This window comes from Marinobacter sp. OP 3.4 (assembly GCF_036224885.1).
Lineage (GTDB): Bacteria > Pseudomonadota > Gammaproteobacteria > Pseudomonadales > Oleiphilaceae > Marinobacter.
In genome coordinates, this window is record NZ_JAVVLT010000046.1 from 44244 (window position 1) to 63608 (window position 19365).

The following is a 19365-nucleotide window of genomic DNA, read 5'->3' on the forward strand; positions in this document are numbered from 1 at the left end:
GGATGACGTGGTTGCCGCTATCAGTGCTCCCGGGTCTTGTGGAACTGAACGTCCGGGTGCCGCTCCTGGGCCAGTTGCAGGTTGACCATGGTGGGAGCAATGTAGGCCAGCCGGTCCGCCCCGTCCAGCGCCAGGTTGTCGCTGGCCTTGCGCTCGAATTCATCCAGCTTGCGGGGGTCGTCACAGGTGATCCAGCGGGCCGTGGCGACGTTGATGGGTTCGTAGATGGCTTCCACCTTGTACTCGCTCCTGAGCCGGGCAACCACCACATCAAACTGCAACACCCCCACGGCGCCGACGATCAGGTCGTTGTTGCGCATGGGCCGGAAGACCTGGACGGCGCCTTCCTCGGACAGCTGGATAAGGCCCTTCTGCAACTGCTTGGTCTTCAACGGGTCCTTCAGGCGGATGCGGCGGAACAGCTCCGGCGCGAAGTTCGGAATGCCGGTGAACTTCATGGCCTCGCCAGCGGTAAAGGTATCCCCAAGCTGGATGGTGCCATGGTTGTGCAGACCGATGATATCGCCCGCGAACGCCTGGTCGGCGTGCTCCCGGTCGCCCGCCATGAAGGTCAGGGCATCGGAGAACCGCACCTCCTTGCCGATGCGCACATGCCTCGCCTTCATGCCCTGGGTGTACTTGCCGGAGACGATCCTCAGGAAGGCCACCCGGTCCCGGTGCTGCGGATCCATGTTCGCCTGGATCTTGAACACAAAGCCGGAGAAACTGTCCTCGGCGGGCTCCACCGTGCGGGTATCGGTCTCCCGTGGCAGCGGCGTCGGCGCCCACTCCACCAGCCCGTCCAGCATGTGGTCGACACCGAAGTTGCCCAGGGCGGTACCGAAGAAGACCGGTGTCAGCTGGCCCGCCATGAACATCTCGTGATCAAACTCGTTGGACGCCCCCTTGACCAGCTCGATCTCATCCCGCAGGTCGGCGGCGTAGCCTCCCAGCGCATCGTCCAGTTCGGGATTGTCGATACCGGAGATAACGCGCCTCTCCTGGATGGTATGCCCCTGCCCCGTCTGGTAGAGGATCACCTCGTCCCGCAGCAGGTGATAGACACCCTTGAAGCTCTTGCCCATGCCAATGGGCCAGGTAATGGGTGCGCAGGCGATCTTCAGCACGTCCTCCACCTCGTCCATCAGTTCCACCGGATCGCGGGTGTCCCGGTCCAGCTTGTTCATGAAGGTGAGGATCGGCGTATCCCGCAGCCGGGTGACCTCCATCAGCTTGATGGTCCGGTCCTCGACGCCCTTGGCCGCATCAATCACCATCAGGCAGGAGTCCACGGCGGTGAGGGTGCGGTAGGTATCCTCGGAGAAGTCCTCGTGCCCCGGCGTATCCAGCAGATTGACCAGGCGCCCGCCATAGGGGAACTGCATGACCGAGGTGGTCACGGAAATGCCCCGCTCTTTTTCCATCTCCATCCAGTCCGACTTGGCGTGCTGGCCGGACTTCTTGCCCTTGACCGTGCCCGCCTTCTGGATGGCCTCGCCGAACAGCAGCACTTTCTCGGTAATAGTGGTCTTACCGGCGTCCGGGTGCGAGATAATGGCAAAGGTGCGCCGGTTGGATACTTCGCTGGCAATCTTACTGTCGGACATAGCCTCACACTTGCGTTAACGGGTGATTCTGGAATGGAGACCGGAGCTTCCGGAGCTGGTCAAAAGGCGCGCATTTTCGCCGATCAGGCACCAGGATACAAACGCTTCAGGCAACCGGGTTCGCGGGCCCGGCCAGCCCCAGGGCCATGACCAGCGCATCCTCCCGGGAGGCGCCGTCCGGATAGTAGCCCGGGCGCCTGCCAACCTCCTGGAACCCCTCGGAAAGGTAGAGCCCACGGGCCGCCTGGTTGCTGACCCGCACCTCGAGCACCACCCGTTGCAGCCCCTGCTCACTGGCGCCCCGGAGCAATACCCGCAGCAGCTTGCGGGCCAGGCCACGGCCACGACTGGCCGGGCGCACGCACAGGTTCAGGAGGTGAGCCTCGTCATGGAGCACGGCAAGCACCCCATAGCCCTCCAGCCGGCCTTCCCGCTCGATACCCAGGATGGCGTAACCGGAACGGAAACTGTCCCGGAAAATACCCTCGCCCCACGGACTGGCATAGCCGAGACGCTCGATCTCCAGGATATCGTCCACATCCGACTCGGTCAGCGCCCTCACCCCCTCACTCATCCGGACCATGCTGCCGAGGGTCTGCGCCAGGGCGGACATTACACCTGCCCGACCTGTTGCAGGGCCTGCCAGAGCCGACGCTTACCGTCGGGATCAGACGACAGGGCCGCCAGACTCAGGGGAAAGGACACCGCCGCCTGGCCAAGTGGCGCGCATAGCCCATCCCATACCTCCGGTGCCGCCTGGGCGGAGTCCTCCGGCACCAGCCCCAGCCATACCTGCCTTGGCCGCGCCACGGTTTCGGCCATTGCCGACAGCACATCCACCGCTCCGGCCGCATCGTTTCCGGGCACCGCGGGGTTACCGAACACCGGCCAGCGAACCTCCTCCCTGCCCGTAAGGTCCTTGCCAAGGGCCTTGAGGATGTTGGTTGCCAGCCGGTCCTCCAGGGCACGACTGGCGTTGTCAGGGCAACGACTGACCAGCAACCACTGACCTCCCGACCAGAATCGCCAGTGGAAGGCGACCGCCTGTCCGGCGAGGGCATCACCGGCCTGGGGCGATGAAACATTTTCCACAGGCACATCCGCCTGCGGGCCGGCACTGGACTCCTGACGGGCGGCCTGTCCGCCGGAATCCACCGCAGCGCCCTCACCCGATTCAACAACAGGCGAGCTATCGCTCTCGCCCCTGACGGAAGGGCGACTGGCCGTATCCGCCATCAACCCCTGCAGGCGGGCCAGCCCCTGGCGGGATGCCTGCGAGGCGGGCCGGGGGGCACGGGCAACCGGCGTCTCGGCCACGGCCTCCGGCACATCTATAGCGCCCCCGCCCGGCTCATCGAAGTCGAAATCCGGGCTGGGGGCCGCCCCCGGCAACGGCGCACGGGCGTACCAGAGCCTGACTCCGGCCACTCCCATGGCAAACTGTCGCTGGGCTTCGTTCATTCCTCGCTCCTCTTACGCCCCGGGTAAAACCCGGAACGATGGCGCAAACAGTCCGGCGCCGACCAATGTCGCGAAACAGCCCATCAGTATAGCAGCGCCCTCCCTCGACCGTTACCCCTCACACCACCCCCGGAAACAGCAACCAGTAACTAAAAACGATATCAGAATCCTGTATCACGAACTCATTACACACCCTGAACAGCCCCTCCCTCACTGAACCGCATCCCACTGTTTTAAAATAATTTTTAGAAGAATCCCTGTTATTCCTGACGATTATCAAAATCACCCCATAAGACCGAAAGCGATACATAATTTCGATTCAATATTATTGACTAGTGTCAATTAGGACCTATACTGAGAAACATACTGCGCTTGCACAAAGCCACAAGAACAATCGGAGCACATCATGTCAGAAGAGAGCATTCTCCTTGCCATCGAGCAGGGGGTGGCCACCATCACCCTCAACCGCCCCCAGAGCCTCAACAGCTTCAATGCCGACATGCATGAAGCCCTGCGCAAGGCGCTCGATGCCGTCAAGGCGGACGATTCCGTGCGGGTACTGGTACTCACCGGCGCGGGCCGGGGATTCTGCGCCGGCCAGGACCTGAGTGACCGTAACGTGGCACCAGGCGACGACGCCCCCGACCTCGGCCATTCCATCGAAACCTGGTACAACCCGCTGATCCGCACCCTGAAGGACCTGCCGGTTCCAGTCATCTGTGCCGTCAACGGCGTTGCCGCCGGCGCTGGCGCCAATATCGCCCTGAGTTGCGACATTGTACTGGCCGCCCGTTCCGCCAGCTTCGTGCAGGCCTTCTGCAAGCTTGGGCTGGTGCCGGACTCCGGCGGCACCTGGATCCTGCCCCGGCTGGCCGGCATGGCCCGAGCCAAGGGCATGGCGCTGCTTGGGGAGAAAATCCGGGCCGAACAGGCGGAAGACTGGGGGTTGATCTGGCGCTGCGTGGATGACGAAGCCCTCACCGAGGAGACCGGCAAGCTGGCCACCCATTTTGCCAGCCAGCCCACCGCCGGCCTGGCCCTGATCAAGCAGGCACTGAACGCCAGCACCACCAATACCTGGGATGACCAACTGGACCTGGAGCGGGACCTGCAGCGCCAGGCCGGCCAGAGCGAGGATTACCGTGAGGGCGTCGCCGCCTTTATGGAAAAGCGCCAGCCCGCGTTCAAGGGGCGCTGATCCGCCCACCCGGACGAATCAACCGCCCCGCCAGCGGGCCCACAAGCACCAACGGGACACAGAACAATGACTCAACCCGATCCCCAGACCCTGGCCAGGGAATGCGCCGACGCCATGTTCAGCCGGGACCATGCCAGCCGGAACCTGGGCATGGAGATCGTCGCCATCGGACCGGGCACGGCCACCCTCACCATGACCGTGGACGACCGCATGATCCAGGGCCATGGCATGTGCCACGGCGGCTATATGTTCACCCTGGCCGACTCCGCCTTTGCGTTCGCCTGCAATACCTATGACCTGGCCACCGTGGCCGCCGGCTGCAGCATCGAGTACATGGCCTCCGCCCGCAAGGGCGACCAGTTGACCGCCCGGGCGATCGAACGGGCCCGGGGGCGGCGCACCGGGGTCTACGACATCGAGATCACCAACCAGGACGGTCGGACCGTCGCCCTCTTCCGGGGCAAGTCCCACCAGGTCCAGGGCAGCGTTCGCGATACCGGCGATCCACAGGAATAAACGCCAGACGGACCAGCAGAATTTGTTAACAAGTCCAACAGCGGGAAAACAAACATGACAATACCCATGCAGAAAATCGGCCCCCTCGATCCCCTGGAAACCGCCAGCCTCGATGAACTGCGCCATGTGCAGTTACAGCGCCTGCGCTGGAGCATCAATCACGCCTATACCAATGTGCCCTTCTACCGGAAGGCGTTTGACGACATCGGCCTGAAGCCAATGGACATCAACAGCCTGGAGGACCTGGCCAAGGTTCCGTTCACCATGAAGAACGACCTGCGGGACAACTACCCCTTTGGCATGTTCGCCACCCCGATGGAACAGATTGTCCGGGTGCACGCCTCCAGCGGCACCACCGGCAAACCCACGGTGGTGGGCTACACCCAGAAGGACATCGATACCTGGGCCAGCGTGGTGGCACGGTCCATCCGCGCCGGGGGCGGCCATGCCGGCGACAGGGTCCACGTGGCCTATGGCTACGGCCTGTTCACCGGTGGACTGGGCGCCCACTACGGCGCCGAGAAGCTGGGCTGTACCGTCATCCCCATGTCCGGCGGACAGACCGAGAAACAGGTCCAGCTGCTGAAGGACTTCCAGCCGGACATCATCATGGTGACGCCGTCCTACATGCTCAACCTGGCGGACGAGATTGAACGCCAGGGCATCAACCCCCATGACCTGCCCCTGCGCCTGGGCATCTTCGGCGCCGAGCCCTGGACCAACGCCATGCGCCAGGAAATCGAGGAACGCCTGGGCATCGACGCACTGGACATCTACGGCCTGTCCGAAGTCATGGGCCCGGGCGTGGGCATGGAGTGCATTGAAACCAAGGACGGCCCGACCATCTGGGAAGACCACTTCTACCCGGAAATCATCAACCCGGAAACCGGCGAGGTCCTGCCGGACGGCGAGTACGGCGAGCTGGTCTTCACCACCCTCACCAAGGAGGGGCTGCCGATCCTCCGTTACCGCACCCGCGACCTGACCCGACTGCTACCGGGCACCGCCCGCCCCATGCGTCGCATCGACAGGATCACCGGCCGCAGCGACGACATGCTGATCATCCGCGGCGTCAACGTGTTCCCCAGCCAGATTGAGGAACAGATCCTGCGGGTGGACGAGCTGTCCCCGCACTACGAGATTGAGGTCTACAAGGACGGCAACCTGGACTGCATCGATATCCGCTGCGAACTGAAACCGGACAACAGCAGCGCCGACAGCGACCAGCGCGAGGCCATCAGCAAGACCCTGGCCCACAACATCAAGTCCTTCATTGGCATCAGTACCCGCATTGACATTACCGAGCCGGGCCGCCTGGCCCGCTCCGAAGGCAAGGCGAAGCGGGTATTCGACCGGCGCAAATAGGCACCGGTAAAGCTGCATCGTGGAGAAGAGCGACCATCGGTAGCTCAACAGCCCTTGCCCCGTTTTTACGGGGCTTTTTTTCGCCCCGGAATTCAAACCGATAAACATAGGAAAGGGCAATCAGCCCTTTTGGCGTATCGTGTCACTGCAACCGTCAAGACACCGCCAAATGACCGTATTAGGAATACAAGGACTAAAGAATAGCTGCTTATTCAGAGATGATCCGACAAACGACATGATACAGAATCAAACCACTTGATATTTGATAAGGTATCATAAATAATTGAGTCATCGTCCAGCAGGTCTTGCGGGCACAGGAACGCGGTGAACCCGACAGGGAGCCACCCGCCCGGGAACAAGAACCTATTTACCGGAGGTACATCATGTACGCACAACTCGTAGAAACCGGCGCCAAACGCCTCAAGTCCCTGGAGGAAATGTCTCCGGAAGAGCGCGAGTTCCAGCTCAAGATCGACGCGGAAACCAAGATCGAGCCCAAGAACTGGATGCCCGAGGGCTATCGCAAAACCCTGGTCCGCCAGATATCCCAGCACGCGCACTCGGAAGTGGTGGGCATGCTGCCGGAAGGTAACTGGGTCACCCGGGCGCCGAACCTCAAGCGCAAGCTCCAGCTGATGGCCAAGATCCAGGACGAGGCCGGTCACGGCCTGTACCTGTACAGCGCCATGGAAACCCTGGGTGCGGACCGCGACGAGGAGATCGACAAGCTTCACGAAGGCAAGGTGAAGTACTCCTCCATCTTCAACTACCCCACCCTGAGCTGGGCGGACATGGGCACCGTGGGCTGGCTGGTGGATGGCGCGGCCATCGTCAATCAGGTCATCCTGCAGCGCACCTCCTACGGCCCATACTCCCGGGCCATGATCCGCATCTGTAAGGAAGAGAGCTTCCACCAGCGCCAGGGCTACCAGATCCTGCTGGACCTGATGCGGGAAGGCACCGAGGAGCAGAAGCGGATGGTGCAGGACTCCATCAACCGGTTCTGGTGGCCGTCGCTGATGATGTTCGGCCCGTCCGACGACCAGTCACCCAACTCCCAGCAGTCCATGGCCTGGAAGATCAAGCGCAAGAGCAACGACGAACTGCGCCAGATGTTCATCGACCAGACCGTTCCCCAACTGGAGTTCCTGGGCTGCACCGCCCCGGACCCGGAGCTGAAATGGAACGAAGAGCGCGGCCACTACGATTTCGGTGAGATCGACTGGCAGGAGTTCTACGACGTGCTCAAGGGCAACGGTCCCTGCAACAAGGAGCGCGTCGAAACCCGCAAGAATGCCATCGACGGTGGCGCCTGGGTACGGGAGGCCGCCAGGGCCTACGCCGAGAAACAGCAAAAGAAACAGCAGAACGCTGCCTGAGAGGAGAAGAGTTATGGCTGACTGGCCCCTTTACGAAGTCTTTGTACGCAGCAAGCACGGCCTGAACCACAAACACGTGGGCAGCGTGCATGCCGCCGATGCCGCCATGGCCATGGAAAACGCCCGTGACCTGTACACCCGCCGCAGCGAAGGCGTGTCGATCTGGGTGGTGCCCTCCTCCGCCATTACCGCGTCGTCCCCGGACGAGAAGGAGATCCTGTTCGATCCGTCCGACGACAAGGTGTATCGCCACGCCTCCTTCTACAAGCTGCCCGACGAAGTCGGCCACATGTAACGGGAGAGTTCCATGAGCAAGGCTATGACACAGAAAGAGGCGTTGCAGGAATACCTGCTGCGCCTGGCGGATTCCGACATGATCCTGGGCCAGCGCCTGTGTGAACTGTGCGGCAAGGCGCCGGCCCTTGAGGAAGAAATGGCGCTGATGAACGTGGCCCTCGACCTGGTGGGCCAGGCCCGCAACTGGTACGAGTATGCCGCCGAGCTGCTGGACGACGGCCGCAGTGCGGACGACCTGGCCTTCCGCCGCGACGCCCAGCACTATCGCAACGCGCTGCTGGTGGAGCAGCCCAACGGTGACTACGCCGTCACCATGGGTCGCCAGTTCTTCTTCGACGCCTGGCACTACTTCACCATTGCCGCGCTGGTCAATGCGCCGGATGAGCGTATCGCCGGCATCGCCGCCAAGGCCGCGAAGGAAGTGCAGTACCACCTGCGCCGATCCTCCGAGTGGGTCAAGCGTTTCGGTGATGGCACCGAGGAAAGCCACCAGCGCATGCAGACCGCCGTGGACGACCTGTGGCGCTTCACCGGCGAGATGATCGAGGCGGATGCCGTGGAGCAGCAACTGTTCCAGGCGGGCATCGGCCCCGATCCCGAACAGCTGGCCGCGGACTGGCAGGGCCTGGTGAACGAAGTGCTCACCGAGGCCACCCTGACCCCGCCGCCGGAAGATGCCTGGATGTACAAGGGCGCCAAGGTGGGACACCACACCGAGCACCTGGGCTTCATCCTGGCCGAGATGCAGTTCCTGCAAAGGGCGTATCCGGATGCAACGACCTGGTAGACCCGAACCACGATCCCTGCTGGACGACCAGCCGGTGATCGCCAGCGACCGCCTGCCCGCCCGCGACCGGTCCAAGCCGGTCACGGCGGAGGAACTCTGGACCCTCCTTGATGAGGTGAAAGACCCGGAGGTGCCGGCGGTCAGCGTTGTGGAACTGGGCATGGTACGGCGCATTGCCGAGGAAAACGGCGAGTGGGTGGTGGACGTCACCCCCACCTACTCCGGCTGCCCGGCCACGGAAATGATCGAGGACGCCATCGCCGAGGCCCTGGGCCTGGCGGGCATCCGCAACGGTCGAGTCCGTCGGGTGCTGACCCCGGCCTGGACCACCGACTGGATCACCGATGCCGGTCGCGAAAAACTCCAGGCGTTCGGCATCGCCCCGCCGGTGGGCAGCGCCAGCAAGCTGACCCTCAAGGGGTTGGACGAAACCATCCGTTGCCCCCATTGCGACAGCGACCACACCGAACGGCTCAGCGAATTCGGCTCCACCGCCTGCAAGGCCCTTTACCGATGCCTGGACTGCCGCGAGCCCTTTGACTACTTCAAATGTATCTAGAGCGGAACCAATATGAACAAGTTCTATCCCCTCACCATTCGCGAAGTCCGACCGGAAACCCGGGACGCTGTCTCGCTGTGCTTTGACCTGCCGGACGACCTGCAGGACCAGTTCAGCTACCACCAGGGCCAGCACCTGATCCTGCGGACCGAGCTGGACGGCGAGGAAGTGCGCCGCTCCTACTCCATCTGCACCGGGGTGGATGACCGGGAACTGCGCATCGCCATCAAGAAGGTGCCCGGCGGACGCTTCTCCACCCTGGCCAACGAGCGCCTCAAGCCCGGCCAGACCCTGGAGGTCATGCCGCCCCAGGGACACTTCTACGTGGAACTGGACCCCGAGCGGGAAGGAGACTACCTGGCGGTGGCAGCGGGTAGCGGCATCACGCCGATCATGTCCATCGTCAAGACCACCCTGGAAACCGAGCCGAAGAGCCGGGTCACCCTGTTCTATGGCAACCGGTCCACTGCCGACACCATGTTCCGCGAGCAGCTGGAAGACCTGAAGAACCGGTTCATGGGCCGCTTCAACCTGGTGTTCCTGTTCAGCCGTGAGGAGCAGGACATTGACCTGTACAACGGCCGCATCGACGGCAGTAAGTGCGACGCCCTGTTCGATCACTGGGTGAGTGTCGACACCCTGACCGCCGCCTTCATCTGCGGTCCCCAGGTGATGACCGAAACGGTCCGCGAGTCGCTGCTCGGCCATGGCATGGACAAGAGCAGGATCCACTACGAACTGTTCACGCCGGCCGGGGGCGCCCCTGCCCCACGCCAGGACCGGACCGAAACCCGGGTGGACCCGGAGGCGGTAAGCGAAGTCACCGTCAGGGCCGACGGACGCGCCCTCACCTTCGACCTGACCCGCAACACCAAGAGCATCCTGGACGCCGGCAACGACATGGGCGCCGACCTGCCCTTCTCGTGCAAGGCCGGCGTCTGCTCCACCTGCAAGGCCAAGGTGGTGGAAGGCGATGTGGAAATGGACGCCAACTACGCCCTTGAGGATTACGAGGTCGAGGCGGGCTACGTGCTGTCCTGCCAGTGCTACCCCGTCAGCGAGAAAGTCGTGCTCGACTTCGACGAGATGTAAACGCAACCAGTCCCCTACAGCAAAGCCGGTCCCGTGAGACCGGCTTTGCGCATCTTAACAACAACGTTTACCGGGAGAACGCTCAATGTCAGTCCTTCAGAGTTACATCGCCGGCCAGTGGTTCGGCGAGACCGCAGCGAAAGCACTGCCCAGCGCCATCAACGGCGAAACCGTGGCCCATACCCACGAGGAAACCATCAACTTCGGTGAGGCCGTTGCCTACGCCCGCAACACCGGCGTGAAAAACCTGCTTGCGCTGGATTTCCAGCAGCGTGCCGCCATCCTCAAGGAGCTCGCGATCCATATCCAGGGTCGTAAGGATGAGCTTTATGCCATCTCCCGTCACACCGGCTGCACCAAGGCCGATTCCTGGATCGACATCGACGGCGGCTTCGGCACCCTGTTCACCTACGCCTCCACCGGTCGCAAGGAACTGCCCTCCGGCAACGTCGCCCACGAGGGCCCGGTCACGCAACTGGGCAAGGACAACCACTTCAACGGCACCCATATCCTGGTGCCCCGCCGTGGTGTATCCGTCCATATCAACGCCTTCAACTTCCCCATCTGGGGCATGCTGGAGAAATTCGCCCCGGCCTTCCTGGCAGGCATGCCCTGCATCGTCAAACCGGCCACCGCCACCAGCTACCTGACCGAAGCGGCAGTACGGGTGATCAACGACTCCGGCCTGCTTCCGGAGGGTGCCCTGCAACTGGTCATCGGCGGCACCGGCGACCTGCTGGACCGGCTGGAGGAACAGGACTTCGTCACCTTCACCGGCTCGGCCAGCACTGCCCGGAAGCTGAAGAACCACCCCAATATCATGGCGAAGAGCATCCCCTTCAACGCAGAAGCGGACTCCCTCAACAGCGCCATCATGGCCCCGGACGTGACCCCGGACGACGAGGAGTTCAACATCTTCGCCAAGGAAGTGGTGAAGGAAATGACCGCCAAGGCCGGCCAGAAATGCACCGCCATCCGCCGGGTACTGGTACCGGAGAATCAGGTGGACGCCCTCGCCGAACGAATCAAGGAACGCCTGGCCAAACTCAAGGCTGGCGACCCCAACGAGGAAGGCGTACGTATGGGCGCCCTGGCATCCCAGGACCAGCTCCGCGATGTCACCGAATCCATCGACCGCCTGCTGGAAACCAGTGACTGCCTGTTCGGCAGGGACAATGGCTTCAAGCCGGTGGGCGCCGGCACCGACAAGGGCGCGTTTATCGCCCCCCACCTGCTACTCAGCCGCAACCCGCTGGAAGACGGCGGCGCCCACGACATCGAGGCATTCGGCCCGGTGGCCACCCTGATGCCCTACAATGGCATTGAGCAGGCACTGACCATTGCCGCCAAGGGCAAGGGCAGCCTGGTCACCACCCTGACCACCAAGGACCCGGCCGTTGCCGCCGAAATGATTCCGGTACTGGCGGCCCAGCACGGCCGTCTGCAGATCCTCGACGCGGAAGCGGCGAAGGAATCCACCGGCCACGGCTCCCCCCTGCCGATGCTCAAGCACGGTGGCCCGGGTCGCGCCGGTGGCGGTGAGGAACTGGGCGGCATCCGCGCGGTTCACCACTACCTGCAACGCACCGCCATCCAGGGCTCCCCCACCATGGTGGCCGCGGTCACCCGCGAGTACGTCCGCGGCGCGAAAGTGATCGAGAACGACATCCATCCGTTCCGTCGCACCTTCGACGACCTGCAGGTGGGCGAATCCCTACTCACCCATCGCCGCACCGTGACCGAGGCCGATATCACCAACTTCGGCTGCCTCTCCGGCGATCACTTCTACATGCACTTCGACGAGATCGCCGCGAAGAAGACCCAGTTCGGCCAGCGCATTGCCCACGGCTACTTCGTGCTGTCCGCCGCAGCGGGCCTGTTCGTCTATCCGGGCGAGGGTCCGGTACTGGCCAATTACGGCCTGGACACCCTGCGGTTCATCACCCCGGTGGCCCCCGGCGACACCATCCGTGCCCGCCTGACCTGCAAGCGCAAGATCGACCAGGGCCGTACGTCCCCCGAGGGCCATCCCCAGGGCGTGGTCATGTGGGATGTGGAAGTGACCAACCAGAATGATGAGCTGGTGGCCAGCTATGACATTCTGACGTTGGTGGCTAAGAAGCAGTGATGGGGAGTTAACCGCCTCCCCCTCTCCCTAACCCCGCTCCGCGCCCCTGCCCCTTGCCTGAGACAAGGGGCGTTCCGGTGGGCGAAGCGGTGCTTCGCTCGATCCACCTCCACCCCACGAGGGGAGAGGGGATTAACCCGAGTGACTCGGAAATCCTGAGCAAACAAAAAGCCGGACTGGAGAACCCAGCCCGGCTTTTTTATGAGGATAACTCCGGTGGTCAGGGGACAGTGGTCGGGAGGGGCTTTCCGGGACCCTCAAAAAGAGGGACCTTTTTGAGGAGCCTCCAGGGACGGATTCACGGCGTGTCCCGGAAAGCCCCTCCCGAGCGCTGGCCGCACTCCCATGTCCAAAGCCCCCACGAAAATCACATCCCGAGATAAGCCTCCCGAACCTTCTCATTGCTGAGCAACTCCCGCCCGGTACCCTCAAGCACCACACGGCCCGTCTCCAGCACATACCCACGATCAGCCAACGCCAGAGCCTGGGATGCATTCTGCTCAACCAGGAAGACCGTAATCCCCTCCTCCTTGAGCTCCCGGATAATCCCGAAAATCTCCTCCACAATCAGAGGCGCCAGCCCCATGGAAGGCTCATCCAACAGCAACAGCCGGGGCCGGGCCATCAGTGCCCGCCCGATGGCCAGCATCTGCTGCTGCCCGCCGGAAAGTTCGCCGGCCAGGTTGTGGCGTTTCTGCTCCAGGATCGGGAACCGGCCATACACCTTCTGCAGATCCGACTGTACCTCGGGCCCCTGCTTGCGGGTATAGGCCCCCAGGCGCAGGTTATCGTGCACACTCAGGTCCTTGAACACCTGCCGACCTTCCGGCACCTGCACAATCCCGCTGGACACCCGCTTGTCCGGAGACATCTTGCGGAGGTTCCGGCCCTCGAAGGTCATCTCGCCCCGGTCCAGCGGCTGCAAACCGGAAATCGCCATCAGCAGCGTCGATTTGCCGGCACCATTAGCCCCCACCAGGGACACGATCTCGCCGGAACGGATGGTCAGATCGATCTCGTGCAACACCTCAATCTGGCCATAGGACGACACCAGGCCGGATATCGATAGCATCTCCTGACCGGTATCCGGGGTGGTGGTCGCGTGCCTCAGCCCCAACCCGCCAAACTGTTCCGGTGTATAGCTGACGATCTGGTGTCGAAGCTCCCGGAATTCTTCCCGCACCCGGTCACCGAACAAAGGATCGTTCTGCTGGTCACGGGCATCGGCGATTTGCTGCCAGTCGTGTTCACCCAGCACCTCTTTGGCACGGGGAATTACCACGCCCTCTTCCTTCTTGATGTGCTTGCGAAGGGCCTGGGTGAATCGGCTCAGGGCATGGCTGAACGCCTCCCGGCCCTCGGGCCAGTTATCGATGCAGGTGGCCAGCAGCTCCCGCAGTTCGTTCAGCTTCTGATGCCCGATAACATAGCCCCGTTCCAGCTTGTCCAGCAGCGGCCCGGTTTCCGGGGACTTTTCCCGCACCTTCCGATACAGCACGATCTCCGTAGGCTGACTGTGCACCCGATTGGAAAAGTGCTGGATGTAGTCGAAGATGGTACTGAACAGCACCTCGTCCGGCCGCTGATCGTTCACATTCATATCCTGCTGGAGCTGGTCCAGCAGATCGAGCACCCGCCACAATCCCTGGTGCTCTCGGATGATAATGCCCACCGCCTGTTCGCTGCGCGACCGGGCAGGCACATTGCCCTGACTCTGTTCACTCATAAGACTTGCCCTTGCGCTCAGCCGCCCAGGTAGGCAGCGATCACGTCCGGATTATTGCGGATTTCCTCGGGGTTCCCCTCGGCCAGCTTGCGACCGTAATTGATCACCAGCAGCCGATCGGAAATGCCCATGACCAGTTTCATGTCATGCTCAACCAGCATCACCGTCACGCCCTGCTGTGCCACCTTGCGGATCAGCTCCTCCAGCTCGGCGGTCTCAGTGGCGTTCAGGCCTGCGGCGGGCTCGTCCAGCAACAGGATCCTCGGATCCGCGGCCAGGGCCCGGGCAATTTCCAGGCGCTTCAGGGCGCCATAGGACATGGCCGAGGCGGCCGTATTCAGGTACTGGCCACAACCGACAAACTCCATCAGTTCCCGGCAACGCTCCCGGCAGGCACGTTCTTCCCGGTAAAGCCTGGGCAAACGGAACATGGACGTCAGCAGGCCACTGCGGATCTGCAGGTGGCGGCCGAGCATGACATTTTCCAGTGCCGTCATGTTCATGCAGATCTGCATCTGCTGGAAGGTGCGGCACATGCCCCGCTCGGCAAGCCGGTTGGGGTCCATGCCCACAACACTCTCACCATTGAGCGTGATCTCACCCCGGGTGGGGATATAGAACCCGGTGATCAGGTTGAACAGTGTTGTCTTGCCCGCCCCGTTGGGACCAATCACCGAATAGACCTGGCCCTGTTCCACGGAGAATTCCAGGCCCTCGATGGCATGGACTCCGCCGAACTCCTTGTCGAGGCCCCTCACATCAATCATGGCACTCATGCCCCACCTCCAGATTGCCTGGCCAGTTTGCTCCGGACGAATCCGGACACGGTCGGGTAGAAGCCCTTAGGCATAAATATCATCGTGGCCATGAGAATAAACCCGAACACGGCGGTCTCGTATTCATGAAAACCGGACAGTAACTGAGGCAGGAGCTTGAGCGCGATGGCACCGATAATGACACCCATGGGGCTTGCCATGCCGCCAAGAACTACCATGGTGATCAGCACAATGGAATGATCAAAGCTGGCAATGGCCGGCGTGATAAAACCACTGAAATGGGCGAACAGACTCCCCATCACGCTGGCAAAGATTGCCGAAATGACGAACACCATGCTCTTGTAGCGGGCGGTGTCCACCCCGACGGTGCGGGCCGCTATCTCGGAACCGTGAATGGAACGCAGGGCCCGGCCGATGGGAGAATCAATAATGTTCTGGGCCAGGATAACCGCCACCAGAAGCACCACCCCTGCCACCAGGTACCAGGCCACATGGCCGGGCATTTCCATGCCGAGCACGGAATACATTCCGAAGATGCTCAGTTCCCAGCCAAAGACTGTCAGTGAAGGTACCGGCATGCCATCGGGGCCGCCAGTCATACCGCCCTCGTTGTTGAGGATAATGGCGATGATAAAGCCCACTGCCAGGGTCGCCATGGACAGGTAATGCCCCTTCAGCCGCAGGATGGGACGCCCGACGATATAAGCGATCAACCCGACCAGGGCGGCCCCCACCACCAGCGCCAGTAGCGATGGCCAGCCATAGGTGCCGGTGGCAATGGCGCTGAAGTAGGCGCCCAGGCCGTAGAACCCGGCATGCCCGAGGCTGATCTGCCCGGCGTAGCCCACCAGCAGGTTCAGGCCCACCACGGTGGCGGCGATCAGGGCAATCTGGGTTGCCATGTCATAGTAGAAGGGGTTCTCCATCATCAGCGGGAGAACGAACACCACGATGGCGATAACCACCACGTAATTCATTCGCCAGTTCAGGAAACGATCCAGCATTACACACGCTCCACGGTACGGGCACCGAACAGACCACGAGGCATGAAGAACAGCACCAGAAGAATCATTGAGAAGGCGACGGCATCCTTGTATTCGGAAGAGATGTAACCAGCGGTCATGGCTTCCACAATGCCCAGCAGCAGGCCGCCCACCACGGCACCCAGACCGCTGCCGAGACCACCCATGGCTGCGGCCACGAAACCTTTGAGCGCCAGCAGGATGCCAATGTCATAGGAGGTGAAGGTAATCGGAGCCACGGTCACCCCGGCAACGGAGCCCAGCAGGGCGGACAGACCGAACGCCAGCATCAGCACCACCTGGGTTTTCACGCCCACCAACTGCGCGGCCAGCTTGTTCATGGAGGTCCCGAGAATGGCCCGTCCCACCAGGGTCCGGGTGAAGAACAGAATCAGGGCCACCACCAGGACCGCGCCGATTCCCAGCACCCAGAGGCTCTGGGAGTTAAGCACGGCGCCCCCCAGACGGATAGGCTCATTGCCACTGAAGGGCGGCACCACATGGTAATCCTTGCCCCAGATCACCTGCGCGATACCACGGATGAATATGGATGCGCCGATGGTAATAATGATGAGAGTCACCACATCGGCATTCCTGGCCGGAGCGATCGCCAGTCGCTGCAGGGCAACTCCCACCGCGCAGGCCAGCAGTACCGCCAGTACGATCGCAAAGAACATGGGAATACCCAGGCCCATGAAAGCCACGGTTCCCATACCGCCAATCATCAGGAACTCGCCCTGGGCGAAGTTAATGACATGGCTGGCGTTGTAGATGATGGTAAAACCAAGGGCCACCAACGCGTAGGTGGCACCGATGGTGATACCGGTGAACAGGTATTGAAGGAATTCTGAGAGCATAGGATTTATACCGTCGGGCACCCCCGGCTCCCATTGGCGGAACCGGGGGTTGAGGTTTGGTCAGGATGTTACTCGACCAGCATCCAGTCGCCGTCCTTGACTTCCAGAATGCGGAAGGACTCCGGGGTCAGGCCGTTGTGATCGTCCGGTCCCAGGTTGTAGATACCGGTGACGCCCACGTACCCCAGGATGTCCTCCAGGGCATCGCGAACCGCCGCCTTGTCGGTGGAGCCCGCGGTCTCAATGGCCTGTACGGCCAGCATCAGACCATCGTAGGCATAACCACCGAAGGTGGATACCTTGGAATCCCAACGAGCCTCATAGGCTTCCTTGTAGGCCTGAACGACCGGTTTCTGGGGATCATCATCCGGCAGGGAGTCCGGCACCAGCAGGGGTGACGCCGGCAATCTCAGACCCTCGGCGGCTGAACCCGCCAGGTCCAGGAAAGCGTCGGAAGCAACACCATGGGACTGGTAGAACGGCAGTTGGATATCCAGAGCCGCGTAGTTCTTCGTCACGATGGCCGGGCCCTGGCCAAAGCCGAAGTTAAGCACGGCATCCACACCCTCGGTGTTACGGATGTTGGTGAGCTGGGCGGTCATGTCCGAATCGGACGGACCATAGGTCTCGTCGGCAACCACCTCAATGCCATACTCATCAGCCACCGCCAGGGTCTGGGTGCGTCCGGAGGCGCCGAAGCCGCCGGTACCGGAGATCAACCCGATCTTGTCAAAGCCGCGGCGCTTCATATCCCACAGGATACGTTGGGCGGCCATGCGGTCCGACTGGGGAGTCTTGAACACCCACTTTTTGACCGGGTCCACGATAGTCACGGCACCCGCCAGTGAAATGAAGGGAATCCGGGCCTGTTCCACCAGCGGCGCGGCCGCCATGGTGGCGCCGGTGGTGCTCCCCCCGACAATAATGTCCACACGGTCTGAGCGAATCAGGCGCCCCGCGAAGTTACGGGCACTGGACGCATCCCCCACATCGTCATAGTGAACGAGCTCCAGGGGACGACCGAGCACACCGCCGTCTTCGTTGATCTTCTCAACATACATCTCAAGGGTCTTGAGTTCGGGATCGCCGAGGAACGACGCTGGACCGGTTACCGACAGGAAAGTACCAATCTTGATGGGTTCAGCGGCCTGTGCGGACACAAGCAGACTGGTTGCCAGCGAAGCCGCCAACACACCAGCACGACGCAAGAGGCTTTTCTTGGCCATTGTTTTTCTCCCAGGTTTTAGAGCAACATTTGCTCCGGTTTGTTTTTGTTACCGAATGAGGATTTTGTGGTTGTAATTATGATTCACTTTCCTCACCAGAAAGTCCCAGCGGTGCCCTTAAACAGATTGCCCTGTTTGTCAGTTGCCAGATACCAATAAGCATGCTGATCAACCCGGTCCCTGCTATACCTGACACATATCAAGACTTACAATTAACGTTATTGTATCGTATTCTTCGTGTCAACCGGTTTCATACCTGACGTAATCAGGGGCATCGGTAAGACGCTGTTTTACCTGCGGCCGGTAGATAAGGATAATAAGCACCCAATTTGCCATAGTTTCCCTTGAGCACAGTGCCAGCCTATGTCCGCGACAAAACAGCTCGATCAGTTGGTTGACCAGTTCCAGAAAAAACGCCCCATCCGGGCCGGCTCCCTTATCATCACCCTGTACGGGGATGCCATCGTACCCCGTGGCGGCACCGTATGGCTTGGTAGCCTGGCCCGGCTACTTGAGCCTGTGGGCATCAATGAGCGGCTGGTCCGCACCTCTGTCTATCGGCTGGTCAAGGAGCACTGGCTGCAGGCCGAAAAGATCGGTCGTTGCAGCTATTACAGTCTGACCGGACCCGGGCTACGCCGATTTGAGCAGGCCTTCAAGAACGTCTACGACATGTCCAGCCTGGAATGGACCGGCAGTTGGACCCTGGTGCTACTGACCCAGCTCGACAGCGACACTCGGCGACGGGTTCGTGAAGAGCTGAAATGGTTGAGCTTTGGAAGTATAGGACAGGGGGTGATGATTCACCCGAGGATTCGGCGGGAAGAGTTGCTGCCCCTGCTCCAGGAATGGGAGGCGTTCGATGACACCATCGTGATGCAGACCCACCCAGTGGAACCACTGAGCTCCAGGGCCATGCGCCGGGAAGTCCGGGAAAGCTGGAACCTGGATGAACTGGGCGGGCGCTATCGACGGTTCCTGAACCAGTTCCGCCCCCTTTGGCAGGAACTCAAGGACGAAGACAACCTGTCGCCCGAGGAATGCCTCATCGCCCGCACGCTCCTGATCCACGAGTACCGCAAGATCCTGCTGAGGGATCCACTACTGCCCGACGCCCTGCTGCCCGGCGACTGGGAAGGCCGCAGCGCCAGGCAACTGTGTCGCAACCTCTATCGGCAGCTCTACGAACGGGCGGAAGCCTGGTTGGACGAGACCCTGGAGAATGCCTCAGGGCCACTGCCGGGACCCAATGACGGCTTCTACAAGCGGTTTGGGGGGTTGCGGAACTGAGAGGCTGGCTTTAACGGAGTGCGGAGCCCTGATGCTGGTTGGTGTCGGGGCTTTTTAGTTTCTGAGTGTTGCGTTATCT

18 protein-coding genes and 1 pseudogene are annotated in these 19365 nt (G+C 61.8%); 10 read left to right on the top strand and 9 right to left on the bottom strand.

Going from position 1 to position 19365, the window contains the following annotated elements; translation table 11 throughout:
* Nucleotides 1-20: 20 nt before the first annotated feature.
* The 3 genes from prfC to RO069_RS08615 all read right to left on the bottom strand — a co-directional run bounded on the left by prfC (nt 21) and on the right by RO069_RS08615 (nt 3068).
* Nucleotides 21-1607, bottom strand: coding sequence for a peptide chain release factor 3 (gene prfC, locus RO069_RS08605; protein WP_328186756.1), 1587 nt, complete (start codon nt 1605-1607; stop codon nt 21-23).
* 106 nt (nt 1608-1713) lie between these two features.
* On the bottom strand, nt 1714-2220 hold the full coding sequence (gene rimI, locus RO069_RS08610; RefSeq protein ID WP_328186758.1) for a ribosomal protein S18-alanine N-acetyltransferase: 507 nt from the start codon (nt 2218-2220) through the stop codon (nt 1714-1716).
* Nucleotides 2220-3068 (bottom strand): hypothetical protein, encoded by an 849-nt coding sequence (locus RO069_RS08615; RefSeq protein ID WP_328186760.1) that lies wholly within the window; start codon nt 3066-3068, stop codon nt 2220-2222. Before RO069_RS08615 ends, rimI begins: the two co-directional genes overlap by 1 nt.
* Before the next feature lie 406 nt (nt 3069-3474).
* On the opposite strand from RO069_RS08615, the gene paaG reads away from it, so the two are divergent.
* From paaG to paaZ, 9 genes are all read left to right on the top strand, one after another.
* Nucleotides 3475-4266, top strand: coding sequence for a 2-(1,2-epoxy-1,2-dihydrophenyl)acetyl-CoA isomerase PaaG (gene paaG / locus RO069_RS08620; protein WP_328186762.1), 792 nt, complete (start codon nt 3475-3477; stop codon nt 4264-4266).
* 66 nt (nt 4267-4332) lie between these two features.
* Nucleotides 4333-4782 (top strand): hydroxyphenylacetyl-CoA thioesterase PaaI, encoded by a 450-nt coding sequence (gene paaI, locus RO069_RS08625; protein WP_328186763.1) that lies wholly within the window; start codon nt 4333-4335, stop codon nt 4780-4782.
* 54 nt (nt 4783-4836) lie between these two features.
* On the top strand, nt 4837-6147 hold the full coding sequence (gene paaK / locus RO069_RS08630; RefSeq protein WP_328186765.1) for a phenylacetate--CoA ligase PaaK: 1311 nt from the start codon (nt 4837-4839) through the stop codon (nt 6145-6147).
* Nucleotides 6148-6530: 383 nt separating this feature from the next.
* Nucleotides 6531-7526, top strand: a complete 996-nt coding sequence (gene paaA / locus RO069_RS08635) for a 1,2-phenylacetyl-CoA epoxidase subunit PaaA (RefSeq protein WP_328186766.1) — start codon at nt 6531-6533, stop codon at nt 7524-7526.
* A 13-nt stretch (nt 7527-7539) separates the two neighbouring features.
* Entirely contained in the window at nt 7540-7821 is a 282-nt protein-coding gene (gene paaB, locus RO069_RS08640; protein ID WP_328186768.1) for a 1,2-phenylacetyl-CoA epoxidase subunit PaaB, read from the top strand.
* 24 nt (nt 7822-7845) lie between these two features.
* Nucleotides 7846-8610, top strand: coding sequence for a 1,2-phenylacetyl-CoA epoxidase subunit PaaC (gene paaC, locus RO069_RS08645; protein WP_328186781.1), 765 nt, complete (start codon nt 7846-7848; stop codon nt 8608-8610).
* Nucleotides 8594-9169, top strand: coding sequence for a 1,2-phenylacetyl-CoA epoxidase subunit PaaD (gene paaD, locus RO069_RS08650; protein ID WP_328186770.1), 576 nt, complete (start codon nt 8594-8596; stop codon nt 9167-9169). The genes paaC and paaD overlap by 17 nt, the downstream gene beginning before the upstream one ends.
* A gap of 12 nt (nt 9170-9181) precedes the next feature.
* On the top strand, nt 9182-10261 hold the full coding sequence (gene paaE, locus RO069_RS08655) for a 1,2-phenylacetyl-CoA epoxidase subunit PaaE (protein ID WP_328186772.1): 1080 nt from the start codon (nt 9182-9184) through the stop codon (nt 10259-10261).
* 85 nt (nt 10262-10346) lie between these two features.
* Nucleotides 10347-12389: a phenylacetic acid degradation bifunctional protein PaaZ gene (gene paaZ, locus RO069_RS08660; RefSeq protein ID WP_328186774.1), complete on the top strand. Its 2043-nt coding sequence runs from the start codon at nt 10347-10349 to the stop codon at nt 12387-12389.
* 367 nt (nt 12390-12756) lie between these two features.
* Here paaZ and RO069_RS08665 read toward each other — a convergent pair whose 3' ends face one another.
* From RO069_RS08665 to RO069_RS08690, 6 genes and pseudogenes are all read right to left on the bottom strand, one after another.
* The gene (locus tag RO069_RS08665) at nt 12757-13461 is read right to left on the bottom strand and encodes an ABC transporter ATP-binding protein (RefSeq protein ID WP_328186783.1); all 705 of its coding nucleotides are present in this window, start codon (nt 13459-13461) and stop codon (nt 12757-12759) included.
* A 204-nt stretch (nt 13462-13665) separates the two neighbouring features.
* Nucleotides 13666-14115: pseudogene (locus tag RO069_RS08670) on the bottom strand (hemerythrin domain-containing protein); the annotation flags it as partial.
* A 17-nt stretch (nt 14116-14132) separates the two neighbouring features.
* Complete coding sequence (locus RO069_RS08675) at nt 14133-14891, bottom strand: ABC transporter ATP-binding protein (protein ID WP_328186775.1); 759 nt, start codon at nt 14889-14891, stop codon at nt 14133-14135.
* Nucleotides 14888-15895: a branched-chain amino acid ABC transporter permease gene (locus RO069_RS08680; RefSeq protein ID WP_328186776.1), complete on the bottom strand. Its 1008-nt coding sequence runs from the start codon at nt 15893-15895 to the stop codon at nt 14888-14890. Before RO069_RS08680 ends, RO069_RS08675 begins: the two co-directional genes overlap by 4 nt.
* A complete protein-coding gene (locus RO069_RS08685; protein WP_328186777.1) occupies nt 15895-16770 on the bottom strand; it encodes a branched-chain amino acid ABC transporter permease in 876 nt (291 codons plus the stop codon). Before RO069_RS08685 ends, RO069_RS08680 begins: the two co-directional genes overlap by 1 nt.
* 68 nt (nt 16771-16838) lie before the next feature.
* A complete protein-coding gene (locus RO069_RS08690; protein WP_328186778.1) occupies nt 16839-17996 on the bottom strand; it encodes an ABC transporter substrate-binding protein in 1158 nt (385 codons plus the stop codon).
* 363 nt (nt 17997-18359) lie between these two features.
* On the opposite strand from RO069_RS08690, the gene paaX reads away from it, so the two are divergent.
* Nucleotides 18360-19286, top strand: coding sequence for a phenylacetic acid degradation operon negative regulatory protein PaaX (gene paaX / locus RO069_RS08695; protein WP_328186779.1), 927 nt, complete (start codon nt 18360-18362; stop codon nt 19284-19286).
* Nucleotides 19287-19365: the final 79 nt, after the last annotated feature.

Coding starts and splice junctions, on each gene's coding strand:
- prfC (WP_328186756.1), bottom strand. CDS start 1,607: ATGTCCGACAGTAAGATTGCCAGCGAAGTATCCAACCGGCGCACCTTT.
- rimI (WP_328186758.1), bottom strand. CDS start 2,220: ATGTCCGCCCTGGCGCAGACCCTCGGCAGCATGGTCCGGATGAGTGAG.
- RO069_RS08615 (WP_328186760.1), bottom strand. CDS start 3,068: ATGAACGAAGCCCAGCGACAGTTTGCCATGGGAGTGGCCGGAGTCAGG.
- paaG (WP_328186762.1), top strand. CDS start 3,475: ATGTCAGAAGAGAGCATTCTCCTTGCCATCGAGCAGGGGGTGGCCACC.
- paaI (WP_328186763.1), top strand. CDS start 4,333: ATGACTCAACCCGATCCCCAGACCCTGGCCAGGGAATGCGCCGACGCC.
- paaK (WP_328186765.1), top strand. CDS start 4,837: ATGACAATACCCATGCAGAAAATCGGCCCCCTCGATCCCCTGGAAACC.
- paaA (WP_328186766.1), top strand. CDS start 6,531: ATGTACGCACAACTCGTAGAAACCGGCGCCAAACGCCTCAAGTCCCTG.
- paaB (WP_328186768.1), top strand. CDS start 7,540: ATGGCTGACTGGCCCCTTTACGAAGTCTTTGTACGCAGCAAGCACGGC.
- paaC (WP_328186781.1), top strand. CDS start 7,846: ATGACACAGAAAGAGGCGTTGCAGGAATACCTGCTGCGCCTGGCGGAT.
- paaD (WP_328186770.1), top strand. CDS start 8,594: ATGCAACGACCTGGTAGACCCGAACCACGATCCCTGCTGGACGACCAG.
- paaE (WP_328186772.1), top strand. CDS start 9,182: ATGAACAAGTTCTATCCCCTCACCATTCGCGAAGTCCGACCGGAAACC.
- paaZ (WP_328186774.1), top strand. CDS start 10,347: ATGTCAGTCCTTCAGAGTTACATCGCCGGCCAGTGGTTCGGCGAGACC.
- RO069_RS08665 (WP_328186783.1), bottom strand. CDS start 13,461: ATGCTATCGATATCCGGCCTGGTGTCGTCCTATGGCCAGATTGAGGTG.
- RO069_RS08675 (WP_328186775.1), bottom strand. CDS start 14,891: ATGAGTGCCATGATTGATGTGAGGGGCCTCGACAAGGAGTTCGGCGGA.
- RO069_RS08680 (WP_328186776.1), bottom strand. CDS start 15,895: ATGCTGGATCGTTTCCTGAACTGGCGAATGAATTACGTGGTGGTTATC.
- RO069_RS08685 (WP_328186777.1), bottom strand. CDS start 16,770: ATGCTCTCAGAATTCCTTCAATACCTGTTCACCGGTATCACCATCGGT.
- RO069_RS08690 (WP_328186778.1), bottom strand. CDS start 17,996: ATGGCCAAGAAAAGCCTCTTGCGTCGTGCTGGTGTGTTGGCGGCTTCG.
- paaX (WP_328186779.1), top strand. CDS start 18,360: ATGTCCGCGACAAAACAGCTCGATCAGTTGGTTGACCAGTTCCAGAAA.